The sequence below is a fragment of the Streptomyces purpureus genome, from assembly GCF_014648195.1.
Lineage (GTDB): Bacteria > Actinomycetota > Actinomycetes > Streptomycetales > Streptomycetaceae > Streptomyces > Streptomyces purpureus.
The window spans coordinates 3,768-16,629 of sequence record NZ_BMQQ01000055.1; the positions used below are offsets into that span (position 1 = coordinate 3,768).

Below are 12,862 nucleotides of genomic sequence, written 5' to 3' on the forward strand. Positions count from 1 at the left end.
ACCACCTCCGTGGCGCGTGTGTCCGACGGTGTCTCCCGGAGCGCGGCGCACAGCGCCCGTATGTCGTCCGCGCAGCCGCCGCAGCCCGTGGTGGCGCGGGTGGCCGCGGCGATCGGCCCCACCCCGTCCGCGCCGCCCCGGACAGCGCCGGCGACCTGCTGCTTCGTCACGGTGTTGCAGTGGCAGACGACGTCGTCGTCGCCCCATGCCGCGGGGTCCGTCTCCGCCGCCCGCCCCTTGTCGCCGAGGAGCAGGGCGAGCCGGTCGGTGGGCAGCGGCCGGTCCTGGTCGTACGCCTGCGCGACGGCGGCGACGGCCTCCGGCAGTCCGACGAGCACACCGGCCCGGACCCGTTCCCCGCGCAGCGACAGCCGGGCGTAGCGGCCACGGGCCGGATCGGAGAGCGTGACGACCTCCTCCGTGACGACCTCGTGCGGGACGGCCTCCTCGGCCTCCTCGGCCTCCTCGGCCGACTCCTCCGGTCCACCCAGCCACGCCAGTTCGAGCCCCGGCGTCCGTGGCCGCACGAGCGGCGGCGGTGGCGCGAGGCGCCCGCTCCCGCCGGTCAGCACGGCCGCCAGGGTCTCCGCCTGGGCCCGCACGTCGTCGAGGAGCCCCGACGCGCCGCCCTCGGGTTCCGCGCAGGCGCCGATCGCGTGGATCCGGGGATCGTCCGTCCGCAGCCGGGAGTCCACCACGACGCCCGTACGGACCGTCAGGCCCGCCGCCCGGGCGAGAGCCGTCTCGGGTACCGCACCGGTACAGAGCAGGATCGTTTCCTCCGCACCGGCCGGACCCGCCCAGCGGGTGCCGAGCCGCAGCTCGACCCCGAGCCGCTCAAGCCAGCCCGCCACCAGCGCGCCGGCCACCTCGTCCACCCGGCCCGACAGGGGATACGGGCCCGCGTGTACCAGCGTCACCGCCCGGCCCCGGCGCCGCAAGGCCGACGCGGTCTCCACGCCCAGCACGCCGCCCCCGACCACCACGACCCGTGCGGCGAGCGGCCGCGCACAGTCGGCGAGGGTCCGCACCGCGCGCACGTCACCGCCGCACACGCCCGCCGGGAACGGCGTGCGGGCGCCGGTGGCCAGGACCAGCGTGTCGTAGCGCTTCACCGTCCGGCCCGCCGGTGTCGTCGCGTACACCAGCCGCCGCGCCCGGTCCACGGCGTGGACGGTCACGCCGGTCCGTACCCGCACGCCGTCCGGCGGGCCGGGCAGCGTCAGCGCCTGCGGGGGCAGTGTCCCGTCGAGGACCGAGCCGAGCAGCGTGCGCTGGTACGCACCGTGCGGCTCGGCGCCCATGACCGTCACAGGGCCGGGCAGCCCGAGCTCGGCGAGCCGGGCCACGAACCGGTGCGCCGCGAGCCCGCCCCCCACCACAATCGTCTTCATGCCGGTCCGATCCGTACCGCGCTCACCTTGAACTCCGGCATCCCGCTGCGCGGATCGAGCGCACCGCCCGTCAGCAGGTTCGCCCGGCCGCGCCCGGCGAAGTGGAACGGCAGGAAGACCGTGTCCGCCCGCAGCCCCTTCACCAGCCGCACCCGTGCCACCACCGACCCGCGCCGCGAGGTGACCTCTGCCAGCGCGCCGTCGGCGAGCCCGGCACGGCGGGCCGTGTCCGGATGGATCTCCACGTACGCCTCCGGCTCCGCCTTCGTCAGACTGGGCACCCGCCGGGTCTGCGCCCCGGACTGGTAGTGGGCCAGGACCCGGCCCGTCGTCGCCGTCAGCGGATACTCCGCGCAGGGGAGTTCGGCGGCGTCGCGGTGGTCGACGGCGAGGAAGCGGGCCCGCCCGTCGGGGTGCGCGAACCGGTCGAGGAAGAGCCGGGGCGTGCCGGGATGCGGGGTGCCGATGCCGCCCCGGTCCGGGCACGGCCAGTGCAGCGCCTCGCCCCCGTCCAGGCGGGCGTAGCTGATGCCGGAGTAGTCCGCGCGGCTGCCCCGGGTCGCCCGGCGCAGCTCCTCGAAGACCTCACGCGGCCGGTCGGGGAAGCGGTCGGCCGGCTGGCCCAGCCGGACCGCGAGGCCCCGCAGCACCTCCAGATCGGTCCGCACCCCCGCCGGCGGATCCATCAGCGGCCGGCGCCGCAGCACCCGCCCCTCCAGGTTCGTCAACGTCCCTTCCTCCTCGGCCCACTGGGCCACCGGCAGCACCACGTCCGCCATCCGTGCCGTCTCCGACGGCACGAAGTCGGCCACCACCAGCAGGTCCAGCGCGGCGAGCCGCTCGGCGACATGGCCGGCGCGCGGCGCCGACACCACCGGATTGGAGCCGAACACCAGCAGGGCGCGCGGCCCGTCGGCCGTGCCGAGCGAGTCGAGGAGTTCGTACGCGCTGGGGCCGGGGCCCGGCAGGCTCCGCGCCGGAACACCCCACACCGCCGCGACCTCCGCCCGCGCCCGCCGGTCGGTGATCGAGCGGTAGCCGGGCAACTGATCGGCCTTCTGGCCCAGTTCACGGCCGCCCTGGCCGTTGCCCTGCCCGGTCAGACAGCCGTATCCGCTGCCGTTCCGGCCCGGCAGCCCGAGCGCCAGCGCCAGGTTGATGAACGCGGAGACCGTGTCGGCGCCCTTGCTGTGCTGCTCGGCGCCCCGCCCGGTCAGGACGTACGCCCGGCGCGCCCCGGCGAGGAGACGGACCGCCGCCCGCTGGTCGGCCACCGGCACACCGGTCACCCGCTCGGTCCGCTCCGGCGTCCACGCCACCGCCCGCTGCCACGCCGGATCGAAACCGGTGGTGCGGTCCCGCAGATAGGCGTGGTCGAGATGGCCCTCCACGACCGTCAGATGCAGCAGGCCCAGCGCGAGCGCCAGATCCGTGCCGGGTGCGGGCCGCAGATGCAGCGCCGCCCGCCCGGCGGTCGGGGTGCGGCGCGGATCGACGACGATCAGCTCCGCCCGGTCGAGATGGCGCATCAGCGGCGGCATCGTCTCGGCCGGGTTCGCCCCCGCCAGCAGCACCACGTCGGCCCGGCCCAGATCCGTCACCGGGAACGGCAGCCCCCGGTCGATCCCGAAGGCCGCGTTGCCCGCGGCCGCCGCCGACGACATGCAGAAGCGGCCGTTGTAGTCGATCCGGCTGGTGCCCAGCGCCACCCGCGCGAACTTCCCCAGCAGGTACGCCTTCTCGTTGGTCAGGCCGCCCCCGCCGAAGACACCGACCGCGTCCGGGCCGTGCTCGTCGCGCAGCTCCCGCAGCCGCCCCGCGACCAGGTCCAGGGCGGTGTCCCAGTCGGAGGGCGCCAGTTCACCGTCCGCGCCCCGCACCAGCGGGCGCCGCAGCCGGTCCCGTACGTCCAGGACCTCCGGCGCCGTCCAGCCCTTCTGGCACAGCCCGCCCTGGTTCACGGCGAACGCGGACGGCTCCACCGACACCCCGTCCCGCGCCCGGGTGAGCCGGGTGCCGCACTGCAGGGCGCAGTACGGGCAGTGCGTGTGGACGGTACGCGGCGCCGCAGGCGCCGACTGCTCAGACACGGGTGACTCCTGGTCGTACGGGTACCGGCCCGCCGGACGCGGACGGGCGGCCGGGGCGCAGGTACACGGCCCAGGTCACCGCCACGCACACGGCGTAGAAGGCGAGGAAGCAGACGAAGGCGGGGGTGCCACTGCCGCCGGCGGAGCCGTACGCCGCCCGGAACACCAGATTCACCGCGACGCCGCCCAGCGCGCCGACCGCCCCGGCGATCCCGATCACCGCCCCGGACAGCCGGCGGGACCGCGCGAACGCCGCCGCCGCGTCCCGGCCACCGGTCACCGCCCGGCCGGCCTGGTCGGCGAAGACCGCCGGGATCATCTTGTACGTGGAGCCGTTGCCGACCCCGGTCAGCACGAACAGCACCGTGAACCCGCCGACGAACAGCCCGAACGAGCCCTGCGCCGACGCGATCAGCAGCACACCCGTCCCGGCCGCCATCGCCACGAACGTCCAGCACGTCACCCGCGCCCCGCCCCACCGGTCGGCCGCCCGCCCGCCCACCGGGCGCGCCAGCGAGCCGAGCAGCGGACCAAGGAAGGTGTACGACGCCGCCTCCAGCGGTGTTGAGCCGAACTGCGTCTGCAGCACAAGCCCGAAGGCGAAGCCGTAGCCGATGAACGACCCGAACGTGCCGACGTACAGCAGCGAGATCCACCAGGTGTGGCGGCTGCCCAGCGCCTCACGCTGCGCTCCGCTCCCGCCGTCGCGCACGACGGCGATGTTGTCCATCCGCAGCGCCGCCAGCAGCGCGGCCGCCACGATCAGCGGCAGGTAGATCCCCGCCACGTACGACGGATGCGTGTCACCGGCCGTCGCGATCACCAGCAGGCCCAGCAGCTGCACGACGGCCACGCCGAGGTTGCCGCCGCCCGCGTTGAGCCCGAGCGCCCAGCCCTGATGGCGCTGCGGGAAGAACGCGGTGATGTTCGTCATCGACGAGGCGAAGTTGCCGCCGCCGACCCCCGCGAGGGCGCCGATCAGCAGGAACACCCACAGCGGTGTGCCGGGCCGCTGCACGAAGTACGCGGCCCCGGCGGTCGGCACGAGCAGCACGGTCGTGGCGAACACCGTCCAGTTCCGGCCGCCGAAACGGGCCACCGCCGACGAGTACGGCAGCCGTAGCACCGCGCCGACCAGCGTCGGCACCACCACGAGCAGGAACTTCTCACCCGCCGTGAACGGCAGCCCGATCTCCGGCGACATGAACAGCACGAGCACCGACCACATGCTCCACACGGAGAACCCGATGTGCTCGGAGAGGATGCTCAGCGCGAGATTGCGCCGGGCGATCTTCCGGCCGCGCGCCTCCCAGAAGCGGGTGTCCTCCGGGTCCCAGTCCTCGATCCAGCGGCTCATCCCGCCGTCCTCCGCAGGGCCCGGTCCACCAGCGGCCCCGCCGCGCCCGTGTACTGCTCCGGATCGCACAGCCGGGCCAGTTCGGCGGCGTCCAGCAGCCCGTACAGCTCGGGCGCCTCGGCGAGCACGGCACCCAGCGGCCGGCCACTCTTGTCGGCGCTCGCCGACGCCCACGTCAGCAGTTCCTTCGCGGCGGCCTTGCCGAGCCGGGGCGCGAGGACCGCGGCCACCCGCTCCGAGACGATCCGGCTGCCCGTCAGGGCGAGGTTCTCCCGCATCCGCTCCGCCCGGACCTCAAGCCCCTCGGCCAGCTCCGCGGCGGTGTACGCCGCCCCGCCGGTCAGCCGCAGGCACTCCCGCAGCAGCTGCCACTCGGCGTGCCACACCCCGCCGGAGCGCTCGTCCTCCGAGACGAGGCACTGCACAAGCCCGCCGGACAGGGCCGGCACCTGGAGGGCGGCGGAGCGGATCAGGGTGGCGAGGACCGGATTGCGCTTGTGCGGCATCGCCGACGAACTGCCCCGGCCCGCCCGGGACGGCTCGGCGACCTCCCCGACCTCCGTCCGCGTCATCGACTGCACATCCACGGCGATCTTGCCGAGGGCGCCGGCCGTGAAGGCCAGCGCGGACGCCAGATCGGCTATCGGGGTCCGCAGGGCGTGCCAGGGCAGCGCCGCCCGGCCAAGACCCGTCTCCGCGGCGAACGCCTCCGCCAGCCGCTCCTGGTAGCCGCCCGGATCCTCGGCCGTCTCCCTCGGGCCGTCGATCCGCGCGTACTCCAGATATCCGGCCAGCGTGCCCGCCGCGCCGCCCAGCGACACCGGCAGCGCGGCAAGCACCCGGCCGAGCCGCTCGTCGGCGTCGAGGACCAGCTGCCGCCAGCCCGCCGCCTTCAGCCCGAACGTCGTCGGCACCGCGTGCAGCGCCAGGGTCCGCCCCGCGACCGGCGTGTCCCGGTGGTGCGCGGCGAGCACCGCCAGCGCGGCGGCCGTACGGGCCAGATCGCCGCGGACGATCCGCAGCGCCCTGTCCGCGACCAGCATCGCCCCGGTGTCGAAGATGTCCTGGCTGGTCGAGCCCCGGTGGACGTACTCGGCCGCCGCCGGGTCGTCCCCGGCGACCACCCCGGTCAGCGCCCGCACCAGCCCCACCACGGGGTTCGCGGTCTCCCGCGCCGCCAGCGCCAACTCCCGTACGTCGAACCGCTCGACCCGCGCCGCGGCCGTGATCGCCCGCGCCGCCGACGCCGGGACGGCCCCGAGCCGGGCCTGCGCCCGGACGAGCGCGGCCTCGGCGTCCAGCATTCCCTGGAGCCACGCCGTGTCGCCGACGGCCTCCTCGACGGGTGTCCCGGCCCGTACGGGCGAGAGCAGCCCGGCGTCCTGGCCGACGGTGTTCCCACCCGGACCGCCCGGCGGCTCGGAGCCGTACACCCGGGTCTCGTCCGTCGTCGTCATACGATCACGCCCGAGAGCTCCACGTCGTCCGTCACCGGCCGCACACCCGCCGGGACGTGCGCCGCCGGAGGCAGCGCGCACAGGGCGCGGGCGATCGCGTCGGAGTCCCCGAGGGTGACCGAGTCGACGCCGGGCCGGATGCCCGCCGCCGTCACCCAGTGGACCGACTCGGTCGGGACGCCGTACGCGAAGCGGCGCGGGTGCGGCCGGCCCCGGCCGTCGATCACGCGGTACGGACGCTCGGTGACCGCCAGGCCCCCGGTCTCGTAGCTCGTGCCGCAGGAGCCGGGGATGCGGTACGGCGCCGCCTGGTCGGTGTTGAGCAGGTGCAGCATCAGCGGGTCCTGGGTGCGCCGCAGGTCCGGCTCCGGCAGCCGCGCCTCGATGAGCACCGAGGCCCGCACCGGCGGCCCCGGCACCGCGCTGGACGCCGCCACGAACGACGGGGCGGCCGCGTCGAGACGGATCTGCGTCCCCGGTCCCGTGACCTCCAGCACGCCCGCCTCGATCAGCGCGATCATCTCCTCGATCCGGGACGCCGGCGGACCGATCGACAGGAAGCCGTTGAGCGGCGTGTACCAGCCCTCCAGGTCGTCCCGGTGCGAATTGCCCTCAAGGCCGCCGTGGTCCACCGCGAGCCGCACCTCGTTGCGCAGATCGCGCAGCACGTCCAGCGCCGCCTTCAGCGGCCCGTCGACGTTCCCGGCCCGCGCCTCGGCGACGTCCCGCGCCAGATGCGCGAGCAGCCACGTCCGGAACTCGCCCCGGCTCGCGAACTCCCGCTCGCCGTAAGGCCGGGAAAGCTGCTCCCAGTCCCAGCGCTCCGCCTCGGCAATCCCGTACTCGGCGATCAGCGCGGCCCGCCCGGACTCGTCGTCCAGGCCCAGATAGCGGCCGGTGAACTCCTCGCGCTCCACCCCACGCCCCAGCGACTCCAGCAGCGTGCCGTAGTAGACGCTCTCCACCTCACGGGAGATCAACGGCCACAGGTCCTGGCTGAAGTTGACCCGCTCCCCGTCGACCGACCGGCGCCGCAGGTCCGCGATGAACTCCGGCGTCAGCAGCTGCGGCAGGTACCGCCCGTACGCGCCCTTCTGGTTCTCGCCGCGCGCGTGGTACGGCACCCCGCGCCGCGACGACGCGAACAGCCTCGGCTCACGCCCCGACGGCCGGTACACCAGCTTCCCGTCACGCTCCTCGAAGGAACCGCCCCGGCCGACCGTGAACAGCGCCATGTGGTCGAAGAAGTTCAGGCCGAGTCCGCGCAGCAGCACATGCTGGCCCGGCCCGATCCCGCCGAGGTCGAGATCGGCCGGATTGCCCGGTGTGACGTAGGTGAGGTTGTGGATCCGGGCGAGGCTCGCCGTACGCGCCTCGCGCGCCGTCAGCTTCGCCGGCACATGCCCCTGCGCGAGGACCACCCCGTCCAGCCGGTTGAGCCGGGTGCCGTCCTCCAGACGCACCCCCTGTGGGCCGCCGGGCACGCCGTGCGTGTCGGCCATCGCGACCGCCCGCGTGCGGTGCACCCGTACGGTGATGTGGCGCGGCGCCCGCGCCACCACCCGCTGGAAGCTGTCGTGCAGATAGCGGCCGTAGAACGCCCGCGTCGGGTACGAGTCCGGGCCGAGCCGCCGCGCCTCGGCCAGCGTCGCCGCGTCGTAGGCGTCCGAGGAGGCCCCCGCGTCGGCGAGGACGGCCAGCTCACGCGCCCACTCGTACAGGCTCGGACCGGGCTCGATCGGTCCCTCGATCCGCGCGCTGTCGTCCGTGTACACCGTGACCTGCGAGGCCACGGTGTTCATCAGCAGATGCCGGGACTGCTCGGTCCGCCACACGGCGCCCGCGCCCGGCGCGGCCGGGTCGACCACGTGCACCGTCAGCGAGGTACGCGTCGGGGCGTGCCGCTCGTTGGCGCAGAGCCGTTCCAGGACGGACAGCCCACGGGGGCCGGCACCGACGATGCAGACTTCCGCGTGACCGCTCTTCATGGGGGTCTCCGATCTGAGGTTCGTTCGTGGGTCGTGCGGTGCTGCGCGGTGACGGCGCGCGGGTGCCGCGGGCAGGCGGGGGTGGCGGACGCCGGGGGCGCCCGCCACCGTACGGGACGGGCTACGCGCCCTGACCACCAGGGGAGTGCGCGCCAGCCGCGAGCAGCCGGGCCAGCTCAAGCCGCTTGATCTTCGTCGTCGCGGTCTGCGGCAGATCGCCGAGCTTCCACTGCACCGGCTCCGCCATGGGCGGCAGCGACGCCGCCGCGGCCTGCCAGGCGGCCTTGTCCAACGGCCGGTCGCCCTTGGTGCACACGACCGGAACCGCCGAGCCGTCCTCGCCGGGGATGATGATCACCTCGGCCAGCTCGTCCAGCTTCCCGAAGAGGGTGTCCTCGGCGGCGAGCGTGGAGCCGAAGCCCTCGATCAGGTCGACCTCACGGTCGAGCAGATGCACACAGCCCCACTTCGTGCGGTAGCCGACATCGCCCATCCGCCACCAGCCGCCCTCGGAGACCTGCTGGTCGTAGCGGGCCTGTTCGCCGAGGTAGGTGACGATCCGGCCGTCGCTGCGCACCTCGATGTAGCCGGGGTTCTCCGGCGACGGCTCCTTGCCGTCCCGGCTGACGACCCGTACGTCGGTCATCCCCGGGAAGGGACGGCCCACACAGCGCCCGTCGTCGTCCAGCTGCCGGCGGCGGGTGAACGCGCGCACGACCGCGGGGCCGACCTCGCTCTGCCCGTACAGCTGCCCGAACAGCGGGGCCTTGCGGCGCGAGGCCCGCAGCAGCCGGTGCACGGTCCGCGGATGGATCGCGTCGAACGTCGACGAGAACAGCTTGACGTTGGCCAGCGGCGCCCGCGGGTCGTCGGCCAGCTCCTCCCACTCCATGAAGGAGTTGGGGTGCGCCTCCAGGATCCCCGGCCGCAGCTGGGTGAAGAGGTCCGCGGCCTGCTTCGGGTCGGAGTCCGCGAGCACGATGACCGGGAACCCGCGGTGGAGCGAGATCGCGAGGGCGGTGAACAGCCGCGAGTGCACGAACGACACATGCATCGCGATGGCCTCACGGCGTGGGATCAGCGGCTTGATCACGGACGCCTGCGGACGGTACCGCGCCTCCAGCGTCCGGCCGGTGTGCACGGCCAGCTTGGGCGTTCCCGTCGTACCGGACGTGTGCGTGATCAGCGTCGGATGCTCCGGCGGCATGGTCACCGCCGGCACCCGGTCCACCCCTTCGAGCCCCGCCAGCTCGACCGCCCCCTCGTACGTACCGGAGGCGAGCAGCACCTTCTCCGCGCGGTCGAAGACGGTCGCGGGGAGCTCGTTCGTCAGCTTCGCCGCGTCCGTGAGCAGGAACGGCCGGTCCGTACGCCGCACCAGCTCGGCGGCCGTCTCGCCGTCCAGCTTCGGCGACAGCAGCACCGGCACGGCCCCGATCCGGGCCGCGGCGCACGCAAGGAGCGTGATGTCGAAGCCGTCGGACTTGTAGATCACGACCCGCTCGCCGGGACGGACCTTCGCCGCCCACAGCCGGGACGCGAAGTCGTCGATGAGGTCGGCGATCTCGGCGACGGTCGCCCGCCGGCCGAGCCGGGGCGCGATGTCGAGATCGTGATCGAGAATCACCACATTCGCCGGATGCCGGGACGCCGCTCGCTCGAACAGTGTGCCCAGCCGGATGCCACGGTTTGCTATGCGCTGCAGCAGCATGTCCCCAAGCTCTCGTCTGTAGATACGCCAAAGTGGGCTGCTCCCACGGAATTTGTGGTCACGTCGCGGGAGCCGTTCCTGAGCCGGAATAGGAGGGCGGTTATTCACCTGGCGGGAATACTGCTGAGAGCGGACGGCGGGGGTCAACGAATGGCGTCAGGGTCCGTCAAGTCCGGCTCGTCACGCCCCCGGATTCGTCAGGTCCAGCGCGAAGTGCAGCGCACCGATCCGCATCCGCTGGGCGTGGTAGAAGCGCTGGGCGCCGTGATTGGCGGTGCCGGTGTCCAGCTCGATCCGTACGCACCCGGCCCGCCTGCCCCGTTCCCGCAAGGACGCGATGATCCGGCCGCCTATCCCGGCGGACCGCGCCGACACTGGCGTGACCAGGTCGTCCACGAAGAGGATCCGGCCCCGGCTGGTCGCCATGACCCGGTGTGTGGCGACCCCCACACACGCTCCGGCCGGGTCGTATACGGCGGTGAACACCAGCCCCTGGCCATGCGACTCCACGGCGAATTCGGTGAACTCCGCCGCGCCGAGATCCGGTCGCAGAGTCCTGATCAGCGGTGCGACATCCGTGGTCATGGCCGGGTCGGCCGGAGTCAGATCCCTCATTGTCAATTCCATGCGCCTCAGCGTAGGCGGCCAATACCCCACGTCCATGCGGAGTTGACACACAATGCGTTACGGGCGGGAAACACATGGGGTGCCCTGTCAGAATCCGGCACATGCGCGCTGCCTACATCGAAGAGCTCGGATCACCGGACGTCATTCAATACGGAGAAGTCGCCGACCCCCGGCCAGGCCCCACGGACGTTCTCGTCGATGTGCTGGCCGCGACGGCCAATCCCGTCGACACCTTCGTACGGTCCGGGCTTTTCCGTACGCCCACCCCGTTCCCCTTCGTGATCAGCCGGGATCTCGTCGGTCGGGTCGCCGACACCGGCCCCGGCTCCCAGGCCGACGGGTTCGCCGTCGGCGACCTGGTCTGGAGCAACAGCCTCGGCCACGGCGGCCGCCAGGGTGCCGCCGCCGAGAAGGCGGTCGTCGCCGCCGACCGGCTGTACCGGCTGCCTGCCGGCGTCGACCCGGAGGCCGCCGTCGCCGTCGTCCACCCGGCCGCCACCGCCTACCTGGGACTGTTCACCCACGGCCGGATACGCCCCGGCGAGACGATCGTGGTGGCCGGAGCGGGCGGCAACGTCGGCGGCGCGATGGTCACCCTCGCCGTGGAGGCCGGCGCCCGGGTCCTCGCCACGGCGAGCGCGGCGGACGCCGCCTACGTACGCTCCCTGGGCGCCGCGGAGGCCTTCGACTACAAGGCCCCCGACCTCACCGAACGCATCCGCGCCGCCGCCCCCGACGGCGTCGACGCCCACCTCGACTGCTCCGGCACCAACGACCTCGCCCAGAGCGTGGAGTTGCTCGCCCGGCGCGGCCGGATCGTGATCCTCGCCGGAGCCCGCTCCCAGCCCGTCCTGCCCGCCGGGCAGCTCTACATGAAGGACTGCTCGATCGTCGGCTTCGCCATCTCGCACGCCTCGGCCTCCGAACTGGCCGAGGCGTCGGTGACGATCAACCGCCTCCTGGCGGCCGGGAAGCTCCGCCCCAAGGCGGTCGAACCGCTACCGCTGAGCGAGGCGGCGGACGTCCACCGGCGCCTGGAGAAGGGCGAACTGCGCGGCCGGCGGGTCGTCCTGCGGACGGCCCGCTCCTGATGCGCGCGGCGGTGCTCGGCTCGCCGGTCTCCCACTCCCTCTCGCCCGTCCTGCACACGGCGGCGTACGAGGCGCTGGGCCTGGCGGACTGGACGTACACGGCGATCGACTGTGAGGAACGCGAACTCCCCGCGTTCCTCGGCGGCTTGGACGACACCTGGGCGGGCGTCTCGCTCACGATGCCGCTGAAGCGGGCCGTGCTGCCGCTGCTCGACACCGTCTCCCCCCGGGCGGCGGCCGTCGGCGCGGTGAACACGGTCGTCCGCAGGGACGGCCGCCTCCACGGCGAGAACACCGACGTCCACGGTATCCGGGCCGCCCTCGCCGAGGCCGGTGTCACCACCGCGAGCACCGCCGTCGTCCTCGGCGGCGGCGCGACCGCCTGCTCGGCGCTGGCCGCCCTGGCGGAACTGGGCGCCCGCCGCCCCACGGTCCTCGTCCGCGACCCGTCCCGTACGACCGCCCTGCGCGCGACGGCCGACCGCCTGGGCGTCACCCCGACGGTGGCCCCCCTGACCCAGGCCGCCCGCCACCTCCCCGGCGCCCCACTCGTCCTCACCACCCTGCCCCCGGGCGCGGCCGACGACCACGCCCCGCTGCTCGGCCCCGGCGTCCTCTTCGACGTCGTCTACACCCCCTGGCCGACCCGCGCGGCCCACGCGGCGGCGGCCGCCGGAGCCCGGGTGGCCAGCGGCCTGTCGATGCTCCTCCACCAGGCCGTCTGCCAGGTCGCCCTGATGACGGGCCACCCCGACGTACCGGTCCCCGCGATGCGCACGGCCCTGACCCGCGCGGCGAACACCGCCGCCGCCTTCCCGTCACGGCCCTACCGCGAACCGGACGTACTGGGGCTCGACGAACCTGCCGCCAAAGCCTCCCTGGAGTGAGTAACCGCTGGCCACCCACTGCGTTCCGTCGGGATCGTTGGTCGCGCAGCTGACGTAGTCGCCCCAGGGGAAGCCGCGTGGTGCTTCGTTGCTGTCGGCCGTCGCCACGAGAACCCACTGGTTGTTGTCCAGGAACCCCACCGCGTGGCGCGGATTCAGCGTCACGCCGCCGACGAAGAGGGAGACGCGGGTCTGTCAATCGAACGGTGTAACGAGGGTGGTTGGGGTTACTGACGGGCTGCGGAGAGACGGCCGTCGAA

Annotated in this window: 9 protein-coding genes; 2 read left to right on the top strand and 7 right to left on the bottom strand. The window is 74.0% G+C overall.

Annotation, left to right across the window (positions count from 1 at the left end):
- The 7 genes from IEZ01_RS33750 to IEZ01_RS33780 all read right to left on the bottom strand — a co-directional run.
- The coding region (locus tag IEZ01_RS33750; RefSeq protein WP_229833346.1) for an FAD-dependent oxidoreductase at positions 1-1,394 on the bottom strand (1,394 nt) is incomplete at its 3' end.
- Positions 1,391-3,484: a molybdopterin oxidoreductase family protein gene (locus tag IEZ01_RS33755; RefSeq protein ID WP_189205562.1), complete on the bottom strand. Its 2,094-nt coding sequence runs from the start codon at positions 3,482-3,484 to the stop codon at positions 1,391-1,393. The genes IEZ01_RS33755 and IEZ01_RS33750, both read right to left, overlap by 4 nt.
- Positions 3,477-4,841, bottom strand: a complete 1,365-nt coding sequence (locus IEZ01_RS33760; RefSeq protein ID WP_189205564.1) for a nitrate/nitrite transporter — start codon at positions 4,839-4,841, stop codon at positions 3,477-3,479. The genes IEZ01_RS33755 and IEZ01_RS33760 overlap by 8 nt, the downstream gene beginning before the upstream one ends.
- Entirely contained in the window at positions 4,838-6,298 is a 1,461-nt protein-coding gene (locus IEZ01_RS33765; RefSeq protein WP_019886466.1) for a nitrosuccinate lyase, read from the bottom strand. The genes IEZ01_RS33760 and IEZ01_RS33765 overlap by 4 nt, the downstream gene beginning before the upstream one ends.
- Positions 6,295-8,286 (bottom strand): FAD/NAD(P)-binding protein, encoded by a 1,992-nt coding sequence (locus IEZ01_RS33770; protein WP_189205566.1) that lies wholly within the window; start codon positions 8,284-8,286, stop codon positions 6,295-6,297. Before IEZ01_RS33770 ends, IEZ01_RS33765 begins: the two co-directional genes overlap by 4 nt.
- Positions 8,287-8,407: 121 nt before the next feature.
- On the bottom strand, positions 8,408-9,997 hold the full coding sequence (locus IEZ01_RS33775; RefSeq protein ID WP_189205568.1) for a class I adenylate-forming enzyme family protein: 1,590 nt from the start codon (positions 9,995-9,997) through the stop codon (positions 8,408-8,410).
- 180 nt (positions 9,998-10,177) lie between these two features.
- Entirely contained in the window at positions 10,178-10,624 is a 447-nt protein-coding gene (locus IEZ01_RS33780; RefSeq protein WP_229833347.1) for a GNAT family N-acetyltransferase, read from the bottom strand.
- Between the two features lie 101 nt (positions 10,625-10,725).
- On the opposite strand from IEZ01_RS33780, the gene IEZ01_RS33785 reads away from it, so the two are divergent.
- Entirely contained in the window at positions 10,726-11,715 is a 990-nt protein-coding gene (locus IEZ01_RS33785; RefSeq protein WP_189205570.1) for an NADPH:quinone reductase, read from the top strand.
- Entirely contained in the window at positions 11,715-12,602 is an 888-nt protein-coding gene (locus IEZ01_RS33790; RefSeq protein ID WP_189205572.1) for a shikimate dehydrogenase, read from the top strand. The genes IEZ01_RS33785 and IEZ01_RS33790 overlap by 1 nt, the downstream gene beginning before the upstream one ends.
- Positions 12,603-12,862 lie beyond the last annotated feature (260 nt).